This window comes from Myxococcus hansupus, assembly GCF_000280925.3.
Classification (GTDB): Bacteria; Myxococcota; Myxococcia; order Myxococcales; family Myxococcaceae; genus Myxococcus; species Myxococcus hansupus.
In genome coordinates, this window is the sequence record NZ_CP012109.1 from 322,480 (window position 1) to 337,290 (window position 14,811).

General features: G+C 70.5%; 11 protein-coding genes. 5 read left to right on the top strand and 6 right to left on the bottom strand.

Features of this window, described 5'->3' with window-relative positions:
- Positions 1 to 7: 7 nt before the first annotated feature.
- Positions 8 to 1,036 carry an AAA family ATPase gene (locus A176_RS01355; protein ID WP_002633278.1) on the bottom strand — a complete coding sequence of 343 codons (1,029 nt, stop codon included), beginning with the start codon at positions 1,034 to 1,036 and terminating at the stop codon, positions 8 to 10.
- 273 nt (positions 1,037 to 1,309) lie between these two features.
- On the opposite strand from A176_RS01355, the gene A176_RS01360 reads away from it, so the two are divergent.
- A complete protein-coding gene (locus A176_RS01360; RefSeq protein WP_002633277.1) occupies positions 1,310 to 2,665 on the top strand; it encodes a hypothetical protein in 1,356 nt (451 codons plus the stop codon).
- 28 nt (positions 2,666 to 2,693) lie between these two features.
- Entirely contained in the window at positions 2,694 to 3,485 is a 792-nt protein-coding gene (locus A176_RS01365; RefSeq protein ID WP_021781427.1) for an enoyl-CoA hydratase/isomerase family protein, read from the top strand.
- A 156-nt stretch (positions 3,486 to 3,641) separates the two neighbouring features.
- Here the strand turns inward: A176_RS01365 and mltG are convergent, their stop codons facing one another.
- Both mltG and A176_RS01375 read right to left on the bottom strand, forming a co-directional pair.
- The gene (gene mltG, locus A176_RS01370) at positions 3,642 to 4,661 is read right to left on the bottom strand and encodes an endolytic transglycosylase MltG (RefSeq protein ID WP_002633275.1); all 1,020 of its coding nucleotides are present in this window, start codon (positions 4,659 to 4,661) and stop codon (positions 3,642 to 3,644) included.
- A gap of 86 nt (positions 4,662 to 4,747) precedes the next feature.
- Entirely contained in the window at positions 4,748 to 5,890 is a 1,143-nt protein-coding gene (locus A176_RS01375) for a hypothetical protein (protein WP_002633274.1), read from the bottom strand.
- 150 nt (positions 5,891 to 6,040) lie between these two features.
- Here A176_RS01375 and A176_RS01380 point away from each other — a divergent pair, with 150 nt between their 5' ends.
- Positions 6,041 to 9,529, top strand: a complete 3,489-nt coding sequence (locus A176_RS01380) for a TIGR02266 family protein (protein WP_044890571.1) — start codon at positions 6,041 to 6,043, stop codon at positions 9,527 to 9,529.
- Positions 9,530 to 9,538: 9 nt separating this feature from the next.
- Positions 9,539 to 10,819 (top strand): flagellin lysine-N-methylase, encoded by a 1,281-nt coding sequence (gene fliB / locus A176_RS01385; RefSeq protein WP_002633272.1) that lies wholly within the window; start codon positions 9,539 to 9,541, stop codon positions 10,817 to 10,819.
- Between the two features lie 18 nt (positions 10,820 to 10,837).
- Here the strand turns inward: fliB and A176_RS01390 are convergent, their stop codons facing one another.
- Positions 10,838 to 11,458, bottom strand: a complete 621-nt coding sequence (locus A176_RS01390; RefSeq protein WP_226994147.1) for a DsbA family oxidoreductase — start codon at positions 11,456 to 11,458, stop codon at positions 10,838 to 10,840.
- Positions 11,459 to 11,649: 191 nt separating this feature from the next.
- On the opposite strand from A176_RS01390, the gene A176_RS01395 reads away from it, so the two are divergent.
- Positions 11,650 to 13,689, top strand: a complete 2,040-nt coding sequence (locus A176_RS01395; protein ID WP_002633270.1) for a S9 family peptidase — start codon at positions 11,650 to 11,652, stop codon at positions 13,687 to 13,689.
- 69 nt (positions 13,690 to 13,758) lie between these two features.
- On the opposite strand, the gene A176_RS01400 is transcribed toward A176_RS01395, so the two are convergent.
- Positions 13,759 to 14,037 (bottom strand): hypothetical protein, encoded by a 279-nt coding sequence (locus tag A176_RS01400; protein ID WP_226994148.1) that lies wholly within the window; start codon positions 14,035 to 14,037, stop codon positions 13,759 to 13,761.
- Positions 14,038 to 14,122: 85 nt separating this feature from the next.
- Positions 14,123 to 14,800 (bottom strand): DUF4142 domain-containing protein, encoded by a 678-nt coding sequence (locus A176_RS01405; RefSeq protein ID WP_002633268.1) that lies wholly within the window; start codon positions 14,798 to 14,800, stop codon positions 14,123 to 14,125.
- Positions 14,801 to 14,811: the final 11 nt, after the last annotated feature.

A 14,811-nucleotide genomic window follows, 5' to 3' on the forward strand; every position in this document is an offset into this window, starting at 1 on the left:
GCGGGCGTTAGCCCTTCACCACCGTGAGGAGCTGGTCGATGAGCTTCACGGAGGTGATGCCCTCGCTCTCCGCGGTGAAGTTGGGCAGCACGCGGTGGCGGAGGACGGGGCGGGCCAGGGCGCGCACGTCCTCGACGGTGGCCACGAAGCGGCCGTGCAGGATGGCGCGCGCCTTCGCGGCCACCACCAGGTACTGGCTGGCGCGAGGGCCCGCGCCCCAGGACGCGTTCTTCGCGATGAACTCCGGCGCGCCCGGCTCCTTGGGACGGGTGTGGCGCACCAGCTCCACCGCGTAGCGCACCACGTGGTCGGGCACCGGCACGCGGCGCACCAGCTCCTGGAGCGCGAGGATGCGCTCGGGGGACAGAATCTTCTCCAGCTTCGGCTGCGGACCGCCGGTGGTGCTCTTGACGATCTGCACCTCTTCCTCGGCGGTGGGGTAGCCCACGTCCACCAGGAACATGAAGCGGTCGAGCTGGGCCTCGGGCAGCGGATAGGTGCCCTCCTGCTCGATGGGGTTCTGTGTGGCGAAGACGAGGAAGGGCAGCTCCAGCGGGTACGTGCGGCCACCGGCGGTGACGCGGTACTCCTGCATGGCCTGGAGCAGCGCGGCCTGCGTCTTCGGCGGCGTGCGGTTCACCTCGTCCGCGAGGATGATGTTCGCGAACAGCGGACCCTGGAGGAAGCGGAAGGTGCGCCGGCCGGTGGTGCGGTCCTCTTCCAGGATGTCCGTGCCGGTGATGTCCGACGGCATCAGGTCCGGCGTGAACTGGATGCGGTTGAAGGACAGGTTGAGGACGTCCGCCAGCGTGGAGATGAGCAGCGTCTTGGCGAGGCCCGGCACGCCCACGAAGAGGCAGTGGCCGCGGCTGAAGAGGGAGATGAGCAGGTGCTCCACCACCTCGCGCTGGCCAACGACGCGCTTTTCAATCTGGGCGACGATTTCGTTGCGGGCCTGGGCGAGCTCCTCGACGGCACGGAGGTCGTCGCTCGAGGCGTCGGGCACGGGCAGAGAGTCGGGGGCGGCGCTTTCCATGGAAGGGTTCTCTTAATTCGTGGGCGGCGCTGGGACCAAAGGATTCCGCCACCCTTGCGCCCGGGCGTGCGCTGCCAACCGTTCGGGGGGTGACCTATTCCGCTGCCACACACCCCGGTACGCTGGGGCACATGTGCGGGCTGATCGGCTGCATGCCCCCCGGCCATGTGACAGTGCCCCCGGGCTAGGGGGGAATGCCGGGGGCTGGACACGCTGCTTAGGTTCCCAGGGCCTCGCTTCCGGTGGACGGGAGCAGGCTCCTTGGAGCGTGTCATGGGGACTTTTCGGCGTGGTGGGCGTGGCAACCTCTGGACGGGGCTTCTTCCGGTGGCCCTGTTGTGGGTCGCGGGTGGGTGCGGCGGAGACGGGGGAGCTCCGTCCGAAGGGCCGCCCACCGGGGACGAAGCCGCACCCAGCGTCTCCGTGGCCCCCACGGCGCCGGAGGTCGTCAGCGGGATTCCGAAGCGGCCCACGCAGGCCGCCTCCCCCTGGAACCAGGTGGCGGGCGGACCTCAGGATGACATCGGGACGGGCGTCTCGGCGGCCCCTTCCGGGGACGTGGCGGTGGTCGTGTACAGCACCCCGCGCCAGGACGAGGACCGGGAGCCGGTGGAGGGCGAGAAGCTCTCGCTGACGCTGGCGCGCTACACGGCGACGGGCGCGCCGCGCTGGTCTCGTGAGTGGGTGCGCAACCGCTTCTCGGATACGCGCGTGGCGGCGGGTGACGCGGCGACGTTCCTGTCGGGCAACGCGTTCCTCTACTCGGCGGACTTCGGACTGGGCGAGGCGCAGGACGGCTTCCTGGTGAAGTTCGACGGGGAGGGCAACCCCGTGTGGCAGCACCGCGTGGGGCAGAAGGTCTACGCCATCGCCGCGGACGCGCGGGGCGGCGTGCTGGCCGCGGGCGAGGAGTGGGAAGGGGAGTTCGTGGAGGACCCCGTGCTCACGCGCTACGCCGCGGATGGCTCCGTGCTTTGGACGCGGCGCTTCGAGGGCGCGAACATGGAATCGGCGCTGCACGCGGCGGCGCTGACGCCGTCGGGTGAGGCGATCCTCGCGGGCCAGCTCGTGGACACGCTGGAGGTGGATGGCCAGACGTTCGGCACGCCCGGTGTCCGCGGCTTCGTGGTGCTCGCGTTCGACACGGCGGGCCGGTTGCTGTGGGGCAAGGAAGTGCCGGGCGCGAAGGGCCGCATCACGTCGGTGACGGTGGGGGCGGATGGCACGGTCGTGGCGGCGGGTGACTTCATCGGCCTGCTGGTGTGGGGCCAGGCGTCGCTGGGGTCGTCGGGCGCCTTCGTGCTGACGGCGGGCCCGGATGGGACGGAGCGTTGGGTCCGGCAGCCCGTCTGCGGGCCGGTGACGGAGCTGGGCGCGTCCGTCGCGGTGGAGGACTCGGGCGCGGTGGCGGTGACGTGTGGCAGCGCACTGACGCGCTACGACGCCTCGGGGGCGCGGCTGGGCGAGCAGACGCTGACCGCGCAGCCGTGCGCCAGTGGGGTGTGCTCGCTCAACACGGCGGGCGTGGCGGCGGTGCCCGGGCGCGGGCTGGCCGTCACGGGCTGGCAGCGCGATGGGGCGGGGGACACCTGGAACCAGGACGCCTTCCTCCGGCTCGTGGTGCCGTAGGCGCGCGGGGCCGCTACAGTGCGCGGCCATGTCCGCTCCTGTCGCCGAGGTTCTTCTCGAGGTGGAGGGTGCCGTCGCCACCCTCACCCTCAACGACACCGCCCGCCGTAACGTGATGACGCCCGAGCTGGGCGACGCGCTCCGTGCGCGGGTCGATGCGTTGAAGGTTCGCGGGGACGTCCGCGCCGTGGTGCTCACCGGCGCGGGCGGGGCCTTCTCCGCGGGCGGCGACTTGAAGATGCTGGAGCGTTTGCGCCAGGCGTCTTTCGAGGAGGCGCGCGTCTTCATGTTGGGCTTCTACGCGCGATATCTCAGCGTGCTGGAGCTCCCGGTGCCGGTCATCGCGGCGGTGGAGGGGCCGGCGATTGGCGCGGGGTTGTGCGTGGCGCTGGCGTGTGACGTGTGCCTCGTGGCCGAGGACTCGAAGCTGGCGCTCAACTTCGTCCAGTTGGGGCTGCACCCGGGCATGGGGGCCACGTATCTGGCGCCGCTCCGGGCCGGGGCGCAGGCGGGCGCGGAGCTGTTGCTCACGGGCCGCCGCTTCGATGGCAAGGAGGCGGTGCGGCTCGGGCTGGCGTTGGAGTCTGCGCCGTCAGGGCAGGTGCTCGCGCGGGCGCGGGAGGTGGCGGGGCGCATCGCCGCGAACGCGCCGCTCGCCGTGCGCGCGTTGAAGACGCGGTTGGGCGTCGACAGGGCGCAGCTTTTGCGGGCGCTGGAGGCCGAGGCGCGCTTCCAGGCGGAGAGCTACGGCAGCGCGGACCTGGGCGAGGGACTGGCGGCGGCGGCCGAGCGTCGCGCGCCGGTGTTCAAGGGGCGCTGAGCCGGGGCGCGGCCGCACTGTCGAAGCGTCGCGGCCGCGGGGCAGGGGCACTGCGCCGATACGCGGCCCTGCGGCCGGTGTCTCGCGCATGGCGGCACTCCGCCTCGTCACTGAAACGGCGCGCCTCGGTGTTCCGAAGCGCGCCGCGTCTTAGCCTCAGTACACGTTGTACTTGCGGCGAAGCGCCTCGTGCTCCTCGGCATTGCGCGAGGGGCGGAGGATGCGCTGCGCGTCGTGCAGGTAGTACCAGTACTCGCTCGGCTTGGGCGCCATCGCGGCCTGGAGCGACGCCACGGTCGGCGCGCCGATGGGGCCGGGAGGCAGGCCCTTCTTGTGCCGGGTGTTGTACGGGTCCTGCGGATCGCGCAGGCGCTTGAGGAAGGCGCCGCGGTCATTCCACTGTGCCAGCTCATACCGGGACGTCGCGTCCACGCCGAGCGGGAAGCCCTTGTCCACGCGCTTCCACAGGATGCCGGCGACGAGGGGGCGCTGATCGGGCAGCGGCTCCTCGCGCTCCAGCATGGAGGCCATCACCACCACCTCGTGCAGCGTCCGTCCGCTCTTCGTGATGCCGTCGCGGTTGGGCGCGTAGAAGCGCTGCGCGAAGGCGTCAATCTGGCGCTGGATGAGCGCCTTCACATCGAACTTGCCCGGAATCACGCCGTAGGTCTCCGGGTACAGGTAGCCCTCCAGCGTGCCCGTGGAGGGCAGGGGGAAGGGCGCGGTGAAGTCCTGGGGCTTGCTGGCCGCGGCGATGTACGCGCCCGCCTTGATGTGGCCCGCCGCCGCGAGCGCCGCGTCCGTGTCGCGCAGGCGCCAGCCCTCGACGACGACGAAGGGGACGTCCTCCGGAATCGGGTTGTCTTCCAGCTCGGTGGCCAGCTCGGCCAGCGTCATGGAGGGGCTGATTTCGTGGCGGCCCGCCTTGGGCGCGAAGCCGCCGCGCCGGAAGAGGTGCCAGCGCCAGACCCGTGCGTCACGGATGAGGCCCTGCGACGCGAGCAGCGTGCCCAGGCCACGCCCGGTGGCGCCCTTGGGCACGGTGAACTCCACCACGTCCGCGCCAGGAGGCGCCGCGGCGGCATGTGCCTGCTGCTCGAACCAGAAGAAGGCGCCCGCGCCGGACGCCGCCAGCAGCACGAAGGCTGCACCCAGGACCCAGAGAATCCGCTTCATTCGCGGCGCACGCTATCACCGGTTTCGGGCCGCGCCTGGGTTCTGACGGTGAGATGTCACCTCCTGGGCGGCAAGCGGGCTGCCGGTCAGGCGGCTGGAGACGTCCCGAGCTTCAAATCCCGGTTCAGCCCCGTATCCCGGCTCACGCGCCAGATTTTTTGATCCAGGTAGTAGTGGTGCAGCGCGAAGCCCCAGATGAAGCACTCCATCAGGTTGCGCAGCGTCAGGCCCGCGCCCAACTGCGCCTTCGCGTCGAACACGCCGCATCCCGGATGCGCACCGAAGCCGCATCCCAGGCCCCGGTACAGCAGCGTGAACACGACGCCGCACGCCGCGTAGATGACGAAGCGCTGGCTCACCTTGGGCGCCCAGCCAAAGGGCGCGGGGTCCACGCCCGCCGCGTGGTAGCGGTTGCGGTGATAGAACCAGACGATGCCGTGGTACTGCACGTTGTGGAACGCGGTCACCGCCACGGCGAACATGATGAAGTCCATGCGCGCGGACAGCGGAGGCCAGAACACCACGGCCGTCAGCGCCAGCGCCGCGCCCATCATCAGCAGCTTGGGGCCATTCACCTTCAAGCCCGCGCGGTGCCGCTGCACCTGCCGGCCCGCGTGGAACACCACCAGCGCGAGCACGACGGTGAAGCACGCGCCCGCCACCACGGGCTCCCACGTGGGCGGGCCCAACAGGCCCAACTGCTTGCGTGCTCCCGGATGCGTCACCGCGAACGCGACGAAGGGCGCGATGAGCCCCGTGTACAACGTCACGCTGTCCAGCCGCCGGTCGAACGGCTGCGTCTCACCGCCCTTGCGCTGATACAGCGTCATGATGCCGTAGTGCTGCCGCACCACGTGCCAGTACGCCCACAAGGCCGCCAGCGTCATGAAGAGGGCGAAGGGCAGCTTCGTCCCCAGCGCCGCCGATAGCGCGAACGACGTAGGACCCGCCGCGAACCAGGCGAGGCTGCCCAGGAGCAGGCGCCGCCGTGACTGCCATTCGCGGGCATCCAGGTAGGTGCGGGACACGGTGGCGAACAGGTGCGGCCCATCCAACGCGAGCACCCAGGCCCACCACAGCACCAGGCTGCTGACGCCACCCCAGACATGGAGTCCGACCAACGACAGGCTCACCGCGAAACCACCCACGGTGGAAAGCAGGTCGTGCCGTCGGTCAACGAGCCAGCCCGCACGCGCGGGGGCGGGAACTGCGAGGGGAATCGCGTTCATGAGGGCTCCCGTTCAGAGGGACACCGCGCGAGGATATAGGAAGGTGCAGGTAGTCAGTCTGCCCACCTGGCGGTGGCCATTCGCCGAGCAGGAAGCCAAGGGGTCAAAACCTACTTGAGCGGCGAGGCGCGTACCGCGATTGTCCTCGCCATGGATCAAGGCAGGCGCACCACGGACAGGAAGGCAGTTGGCCTGCTGGTGAAGCTGAAACATGAGACGGTGGGGAGCTTCGCGGAGGAGTTCGCCACCAACCTGAGCCCGGGTGGGATGTTCATCCGCTCGCGCACCCCACAGCCGGTGGGGACCCCCGTGAAGTTCGAGGTGCAGATCGCCAGTGGCGTGCGCGTGCTCCGTGGCACCGCGATGGTCCGCTGGGTCCGTGAGGTGAATGACCCCGCGGGGCCTCCAGGCATGGGTCTCCAGTTCGAGGAGCTGGACACGGCGAGCCGCGCGCTCGTCGACATGATGATGCTGAGCAAGCCCACCGCGGGCTCCTCGGCGCCTGGCATCCAGCCCCTGCCCGCGATTGCGCCGTCCGTGGCGCCGTCGATTGCGCCGTCCATCGCGCCCGCCGTGGCGCCCGCGATTGCGCCCGCCGTGGCGCCGTTGCACCGTCCGGCGCCCGTTCCTCCCGTGCAGGCCCGTCCCGCGCCCGTGCCGCCTCGGCCCGCCGCGCCGGTCGCGCCCGTTGACGCGGGAGGCATGGCGCTCGACTCCCTGTTCGATGACATCGAGCCCGCGGGAGGCAGCCCGGCGCCGGCGCTGGACGAGCCGTTCGACTTCTCGCTGTCCGTGGACGAACCGAAGACGCCGCCACCCAGCCGGGTGCCGGTGTCGTACTCGCCGCCTCCGCCCTCGGCCTCGGATGACGTGGACATTCCGCTCGACGAGCTCATCGCGAGCACGCCACCTCCGCCCATCGCGGGGCTGGAGGTGGACGAGCCACTTCCTGGCTTCGAATTCGAAATCGAGACCCCATCCACCGATGCCCCCGTGGCCATGGGCTTGCCGCTCGACGAGCCGCCCATCGAGGTCGGCATCTCGCTGGAGGTCGAACCGTCCTCCGGCTCCGTGGGTGGAAGTTCGCTGGAGTTCGAGCTGGACCTGGGCGACGCGGTGGCCCCTCCGCCGCGCGCGCCGGCCCCTCCGCCGCGCGTGGCGCCACCTCCGGCCTCAGCCTCGGGCGGAAGCGCGTTCGATTTCGACCTGGACCTGGGCGACGCGGTGCCCGAGCCGCCGCGTGCGCCACCTCCGCCTCCGCGCGCGCCGCCACCTCCGGCGCCTGCCGCGGGTGGAAGCGCGTTCGATTTCGACCTGGACCTGGGCGATGCGGAACCCGCGGCGCCCATGTCTCCGCCGCCGCAGCGTCGTGCGCCCGCGCCGCCCGCGCCCGCGCCGGTGTCGGGTGGTGCGTTCGAGTTCGACCTGGACCTGAGCGACGCCGAGCCCGCTGCTCCGGTGGCGCCGCCTCCTCCCGCGAGGCCACGTGCTCCCGCGGTGCCGCCGCCGGCACCTGCCAGGCCCCAGTCCGGGGGCGCGTTCGAATTCGACCTGGACCTGTCCGAAGACGTCAGCGATGCGCCGCCGCCTCCTCCTCCGCGAGCCCCCGTCGCGCCGCCGCCCGCCCCGGCCCCTGTCCGAGCACCACCTCCGCCCGCGCGGGGTGGCGCCATCGACGATTTCGACCTGGACCTGAGCGAGGACGTCACCGAAGCGCCGCCTGTCGCGCCTCCGCCTCCGCCGCGCGCGGCACCGATGCCGCCGCCCGCGCCCGTGCCGCCGCCCGCGGCGGTCCGGCCCCCGCCACCTCCGCCCGCCGTCGCGGCGCCGCCGCAGGGACTCCCCCAGGTTCGCCGCGAGGCGCCCCGGGCCCCCGAGCCGGTGGGGACACCCACGGTGCTCGCTCCCGTGGCCGCGAAGGCCGTCGCCCAGGCCCCCGCGCTCGACGCGAACGGTCTGCCCAAGACGGTGTTCCTGCCTCCGCCCGGGCCCCTGAGTGGCACGGGCCCGGTCATCGGCATCGACCTGGGGACCACCAACTCCTGCGTGGCGTTGCTCTCTAACGGCCGGCCGCTCGTGCTGCGCTCGCGCGAGGGCTACAACACCATCCCCTCCGTCATCTCGCTCAACGCGCAGAACAAGCTGCTCGTCAGCCACCGCGCGAAGAACCAGTTGGTGCTGCGTCCCCAGCACACCATCTACGGCGCGAAGCGGCTCGTGGGCCGTCCCTATGACAGCGCGGTGGTGAACCAGGTCCGCGAGCGCTTCCACTACGACATCGTCCCCGACTCCGCGGGCCGCGCGGCCGTGCGTCTGGCGGACACGGCGCTGTCGTTGGAAGAGGTGCAGGCCATCATCCTGCGCGAGTGCAAGGAGATGGCGGAGGCCCACCTCAACCAGAAGGTGGAGCGCGCGGTGGTGACGGTGCCCGCGTACTACTCCGAGCCGCAGCGTGAGGCGGTGCGCAAGTCCGGCGTCCTCGCGGGCCTCAAGGTGGAGCGCATCCTCAACGAGCCCACGTCCGCGGCGCTCGCCTATGGCCTCAACCGCGAGCTGAACAAGAAGGTCCTCGTCTACGACCTGGGCGGCGGTACCTTCGACGCCACGATCCTCAAAATCGAGAAGAACGTCTTCGAGGTGCTCGGCACCGGCGGCGACATCTTCCTGGGCGGTATCGACTTCGACAACCTCATCGTCGACTTCCTGTTGGCGCGCTTCCAGCAGACGGAGGGCATCGCCTTCACGGGAGATGGCATCGCCCTGTCGCGCGTGAGCGACGCGGCCGAGCGCGCGAAGATGGCGCTGTCCGAGCGCAGCACCTTCGAGGTCCACATCCCCATGTTGATGATGGACGACTCGGGCCGACCGCGTGACTTGCGCGTCGTCATGAACCGGCAGGAGCTGGAGAAGATTTGCGAGCCGTTGCTCAGCCGCACCATCGACGTGGTGCGCGACGTGCTCCTGGACGCGAAGCTGAAGGCCGCCGAGGTGGACGACATCATCCTCGTGGGTGGCATGAGCCGCATGCCGCTGGTGCGCGACAAGCTCAAGGCGCTCTTCGGCAAGGGCCCGCAGGCCAGCGTCAACGCGGATGAGGCGGTGGCCCTGGGCGCGGCGCTCTACTCGGGCTCGGTGGACAAGGTGAGCAGCGTGGTGCTCATCGACGTGTTGCCCATGACGGTGGGCGTGGCCATGCCCGGCGGCGTCTTCAAGCGCGTCATCGAGCGCAACAGCCCGTTGCCCGCGCAGCGCTCCTTCGCCATCAACACGACGAAGGACAACGAAGAGGCGCTCGAGCTGTCCGTCTTCCAGGGCGAGGACAACCACATCTCCGCCAACGAGTACCTGGGCACCGTGCGCATCGAGGGCCTGCCCAAGGGGCCCAAGGGGGCCGTGCGCGTGGCGGTGACCCTCAAGCTCGACTCCGAATGCGTGCTGCACGTGGAGGCGCGCGAGTACTCCACGCGCAAGGAAGTGAAGGCCACGCTGGCCACGCGCTACTCGCCCGAGGAGCTCCAGAAGCAGCTCCAGGTCAGCAAGGAGTCCGTGAAGGCCGCCGAGGAGCGCCGTGGCGCCGACCTCAAGGAGCGCGCCGGTGGCTTCTGGGGCTTCGTGAAGAAGGCGCTGGGCCGGAAGTAACGTTCCGCCATGACCGCCACCGCGCCCCGATACATGACGCGCTTCAGGTGCCTCGCGCAGGACTGCGAGGACACCTGCTGCGCGGGGCTCGTGGTGCCGGTCAGCGAGGACCGATTGAAGCGCCTGCGCGACGCGGTGGCCGGTGGTCCGGACGCGGAGCGGGTGGACGCCTTCATTCGCCAAGAGCCCGGCGCCGCGCCCGGAGACGAGGCGGTCATCGCCAAGCGGGAAGACGGGCACTGCGTCTTCCTGGATGCGCGAAAGACGTGCTCCCTGCACCGGGCCTACGGTGAGCCCGCGCTTCCGGACGCCTGCGCCACGTTTCCACGCGTCGCCACGCGCTGGTCGCAAGGCTTGGAGGTGACGGGCTCACTCGCGTGTCCCGAAGTGGCCCGCCTGTGCCTGTTGCCGGAAGACGCCTTGGAGCCGGTGTCTGTCTCGGAGGACCTCGCGCTGAGGCCGGAGCTGGCGCGGCCTGTCGATGGTGACGAGGACAACGCCTGGACGCGGCATGCGCCGGCCGTGCGCGCCACCGCGCTGGCGTTGCTCCAACACCGTGAGCTGCCCTTCGCCGCGCGGCTGTTCGCGCTGGGCCAGTTGGGGCTTCGCCTGGATGGCTTCTACTTCCAGGGCACGGAGGTGTTTCGCGGTGCCGCGCGCGAGGGCGCCGACACGTTGCTGTCGGAGCTGCTGCAGACGTTCTCCTCGCCGGAGACGCTGACCGCGCTGCACGGGGGCTTCTCGTCCCTGGCCTTGCCCGGCGGTCCCTGGGCGGGCATCTGCGCCACCGTGCTCAAGGCGCGGCGGGGCGCGGTCCGGAGCGAACGGTTCCTCACGCTGGTGGACCAGGTGCTCGCGTCCTACGGCGGCGAGGACCTGATTCCCGAAGACGCCTGGCGGATTCACGAGGAGCGTCGCGCGCGGCTGTCGCCCGCCCTGGCCGAGCGGGTGGAGCAGTACTTCCGCCACCACGCGGTGAACCACTGGCTGCGCCACGCCTTCACGGACGCGCCCCGGGTGTTGGACTACGTGTTCCGCATGGTGCTCCGCGAGGCGGTCCTCTGCTGGACGCTCTTCGGCCACCCCACGGTGGTGGCGCTCTGCGCGGAGCCTCCGAGTGACACCGAGGCCGCGCGCTCGCGCTTGGACGCCGCCGCGGTGGAGTGCTTCCAAATCATCGCCAAGCACGTGGAGCAGGCGCCCCAGCTCCACTCCCTCGCGCAGGGGTTGGCGGGGAGTGGGGGCGGCGAGACGCTCGGCCGGATGCTCGTGTTGCTCAAGGGGCTCTGAGCCCCCTGGGCCTGCTGCTCAGGGCTGTGCGCGAGGCGTCGCGCCCAGGCGCCGCATGGCCTCCTGGAACACGGGGTACTCCTGCGCGCCCTGGAGGCCGAAGCGCTCCCCGAGGACGAAGGTGGGCACCGCGCTGACGCCCATGGCGCGCGCCTCCTGGATGGAGTCCTCCACGACTTGCGTGTAGCGGCCGCCCTCCACGGCGCGTTGCAGTGCGTCCGGGTCCAGGCCCGCTTCCTGCGCGGCGCCTCGGAGCGTGTCCCACTGCCAGAGGTCCTGGCCCTCAATCCAGTAGCGGCGCAGCACGGCGGCGTGGAACGGCTCCTGCCGGCCCTGCTCCCGGGCGAACTCGGTCGCCTCGTGGGCGCGGCGGGTGGAGGGGATGACGTCCCGCATCACCAGGGCGAGCCCGGCTGCCTGGGCCCGGAGCTTCAGCGGGTTGTTCGGGTCCTTCATCTTCTCGCGGACGTAGTCGGGCAGGGGCAGGCCCTCGGGGGGCGTCTCCGGGCGGAGGTAGAAGGGACGCCAGTCCACTTGGACGTCGTACTCCTTCTTCAGCTTCTGGACCTCGACCTGACCGACGTAGCACCAGGGACAGACGTAATCGGACCAGACGCGGAGGGTGATGGGCTCGCTCATGGGCCCGTGTCTAACCGCGTCGAAGCGCCGCGTCATGCCGGAGTGCGCCTCAGGATGCGTGTGGAGGGCACCCCGGGTACGCGAGGGTGGACAGGGCGGGCCGTAGCAGGCAGCGTCCACCCCCGACAACCCAGCCCGTGACGCACCCCGCAGGTGGGGTGACGGCGGTGCGACTGAACCAGGAGACTCCCTTGTCGCTGTCGCTACTCGCGGCCCTTGCCCTGAGCGCCACTCCGGCGCCGGCGGCCCGGCCCCAGCCGTTCACCCATCACGACATGATTTCCATGCGCCGGCTGAGCAGCCCGCGCGTCTCCCCGGACGGCAAGCAGGTGGCCTACGTCCTGCGCACCACGGACATGGAGGCCAACCGGGGCCGCACCGACTTGTGGCTCGTGGGCGTGGATGGAAACGCCGCGCCGCGTCAGCTCACCTCGCACCCGGACGCGGACTCCGAGCCCACCTGGGCGCCGGACGGCAAGAGCCTCTTCTTCCTGTCCTCGCGCGGCGGCTCCTCGCAGGTGTGGCGGCTGCCCGTGGACGGCGGCGAGGCCGTGGCGGTGACGAAGCTGCCGCTGGACGTGGCCTCCTACCGCCTGTCGCCGGACGGCACGCGGCTGGCCGTGGCGCTGGAGGTCTTCCCGGATTGCCCCACGCTGGAGTGCACGCCGCAGCGTGAAGAGGAGCGCGCCAAGCGCAAGGCCACCGGCCGCAGCTACGACAAGCTCTTCGCCCGTCACTGGGACACGTGGAAGGACGGGCGGCGCTCGCACGTCTTCGTCGTCCCCGTGGCCGGCGGCGCGCCCGTGGACGTGATGAAGGGCATGGACGCGGACAGCCCCTCCAAGCCCTTCGGCGGCGCGGAGGAGTTCACCTTCACGCCGGACAACAAGAGCATCGTCTTCGCCGCGCGCGACGTGGGCCGCGCCGAGGCGTGGTCCACGGACTTGGACCTCTTCGTCGCGCCGATTGACGGCAAGGCGAAGCCGCGCAAGCTGACGGAGAAGAACCGCGCCACCGACACCAGCCCCGTGTTCAGCCCGGACGGCAAGACGCTGGCCTACCTGGCCATGTCGCGCCCTGGCTTCGAGGCGGACCGCTACCGCGTCATCCTGCGCACGTGGCCGGGTGGCCAGGAGCGCGTGCTCGCCGAGGAGTGGGATCGCTCCGTCGGCGGCCTCGCGTGGAGCGCGGACGGGAAGTCGCTCATCGTGAGCGCCGGGGACGTGGGGCAGCACCCCATCTTCGCGTTGGACGTGGACACGGGGAAGCCCACCCGGTTGCTCAAGGACGGCTTCGCGGATGGCGCGCAGCCCGCGGCGGGTGGCCGCATCGTCTATGTCTACGACGACCTGGATTCGCCCGCGGACCTGCACGTGATGAACGCGGACGGTTCGGGTTCGCGTCAGCTCACGCAGGTGAACCAGGACACGCTGGCGCGCGTGCGCTTCGGTGACTTCGAGCAGTTCTCGTTCCCGGGTTGGAACAACGAGACGGTCCACGCGTACGTCGTGAAGCCGGTGAACTTCGACCCGAAGAAGAAGTACCCGCTGGCGTTCCTCATCCACGGCGGGCCGCAGGGCTCGTTCGGCAACCACTTCCATTACCGGTGGAACCCGCAGGTGTACGCGGGCCGTGGCTACGTGGCCGTGATGGTCGACTTCCACGGCTCCACCGGCTACGGGCAGGGCTTCACGGACTCCATCTCCGACGACTGGGGTGGCAAGCCGTTCGAGGACCTCCAGAAGGGCCTGGCCGCGGCGCTCAAGCGCTACAGCTTCATCAACCAGGACAAGATGTGCGCGCTGGGGGCCAGCTACGGCGGGTACATGATCAACTGGATCGCCGGTAACTGGCCGGACGGCTTCAAGTGCCTCGTGAACCACGACGGCATCCTCGACGAGCGCATGGGCTACTTCGACACCGAGGAGCTGTGGTTCCCGGAGTGGGAGCACAAGGGCACGCCGTGGGAGAACCCGGAGGGCTACCGCAAGCACAACCCGGTGGACCACGTGGCCAAGTGGAAGACGCCGATGATGGTCATCCACGGCGGCCAGGACTTCCGGGTGGTGGAGACGCAGGGCCTGGGCACCTTCACGGCGCTCCAGCGGAAGGGGATTCCCTCCAAGCTGCTCTACTTCCCGGAAGAGAACCACTGGGTGCTGCGCCCGGCCAACAGCGTGCAGTGGCACGACGAGGTCCTGGGCTGGCTGGACCAGTGGACGCGCAAGTAATCGCGTGACGGTGTGACGTCATGCCCGGGGCCCGCATCGGAAGATGCGGGCCCCGGTGCGTTTGGAGGCTCAGGGGACGCTGACGCAGGCGCCAATGCACTCGGTGCGAATCTGCGCGCAGGTCCGGCGGTCCAGGCAGTCCGCGCACTGGGCGAGCCGGTCCCTGCGGCGGTCCTTGTCCCGGTCATCCGCCCAGTCATCGAGTTCGTCCGCGCAGCGGTTGACGTTGATGGAGTTGGAGAAGCACTCCTTGCGCTTCTCGCAAATGGCTTCCGCGTTGTTGAAGCAGCCGCTCAGCAGCGCACTCGCGGTGACGAGGACAGTCAAGGTCAGCGTACGAGTCATCATGGAGCCCATCATGCACCGCGAGCGCGCCTGGCTCATCAACCGGATGCGTGTGTGAGCAGGGCGTGAAAGTGAACCGTGCCTCGAATCACGGCTTCGGATGCGGTGGGGGGTGCGCGGGCCCCGAGCCGCCCACGCCCGTGTCGCCTCCCAGCTTGCCCAGCATGCTCCACGCCTGATGCCGGTGCGCGGGCACTTGCTTGCTCAGGTCCATGAGCATCGCGGCCAGCTCGGGCGAGGCCTTGGGCATCGCCTTCTGGGCGGTGTGCACCATGCCCAGGACGGAGTCGTGTCCCGCCACCTGCGAGGAGAGATAGACGGAGTCGAAGGGCGCGCCGCGGATGACCTCGAGCTGGTCCAGGGTCGCCTTCGCCGTGGCCTGCGCGGTCTCCTCGGCGTCGTTCATGGCCTTGGGGGTGTCCGCCAGCTTCAGGCCCTTGCTGCGCGCGTAGGACGTGAGCTTCTGGTCCAGCGCGGTGTGCGCCTTCATCATGATGGCGCCAAAGGCCTTCACGTCCGGATTCTGCGAGCGCTGCTGCGCGAGCTGGCCCGCCTTGATTTCCTGTTGGTTCGCGTGGTGCAGCCGGTCGAGCAGCGCCTTCTCGTCCGTGGGCGCGGTGTAGCCGCGGTACGTCGCCATGCCCTTCTGCACGGACACGGTGTCCTGCGGGGGCGGGGGGCTGTCAGGCATGCCGGACTGCGCGAGCGGCGCGCTCTGGGCGAACAGCGAGGCGGCGAGGACGAGCCCCGGGAGGGGATGCTTCATGGGGTGGTGCT

What these genes read in the sequence shown, in the direction of transcription:
- A176_RS01355 (WP_002633278.1), bottom strand. Translation starts at nt 1,036, where the DNA reads ATGGAAAGCGCCGCCCCCGACTCTCTGCCCGTGCCCGACGCCTCGAGC.
- A176_RS01360 (WP_002633277.1), top strand. Translation starts at nt 1,310, where the DNA reads ATGGGGACTTTTCGGCGTGGTGGGCGTGGCAACCTCTGGACGGGGCTT.
- A176_RS01365 (WP_021781427.1), top strand. Translation starts at nt 2,694, where the DNA reads ATGTCCGCTCCTGTCGCCGAGGTTCTTCTCGAGGTGGAGGGTGCCGTC.
- mltG (WP_002633275.1), bottom strand. Translation starts at nt 4,661, where the DNA reads ATGAAGCGGATTCTCTGGGTCCTGGGTGCAGCCTTCGTGCTGCTGGCG.
- A176_RS01375 (WP_002633274.1), bottom strand. Translation starts at nt 5,890, where the DNA reads ATGAACGCGATTCCCCTCGCAGTTCCCGCCCCCGCGCGTGCGGGCTGG.
- A176_RS01380 (WP_044890571.1), top strand. Translation starts at nt 6,041, where the DNA reads ATGGATCAAGGCAGGCGCACCACGGACAGGAAGGCAGTTGGCCTGCTG.
- fliB (WP_002633272.1), top strand. Translation starts at nt 9,539, where the DNA reads ATGACCGCCACCGCGCCCCGATACATGACGCGCTTCAGGTGCCTCGCG.
- A176_RS01390 (WP_226994147.1), bottom strand. Translation starts at nt 11,458, where the DNA reads ATGAGCGAGCCCATCACCCTCCGCGTCTGGTCCGATTACGTCTGTCCC.
- A176_RS01400 (WP_226994148.1), bottom strand. Translation starts at nt 14,037, where the DNA reads ATGATGACTCGTACGCTGACCTTGACTGTCCTCGTCACCGCGAGTGCG.
- A176_RS01405 (WP_002633268.1), bottom strand. Translation starts at nt 14,800, where the DNA reads ATGAAGCATCCCCTCCCGGGGCTCGTCCTCGCCGCCTCGCTGTTCGCC.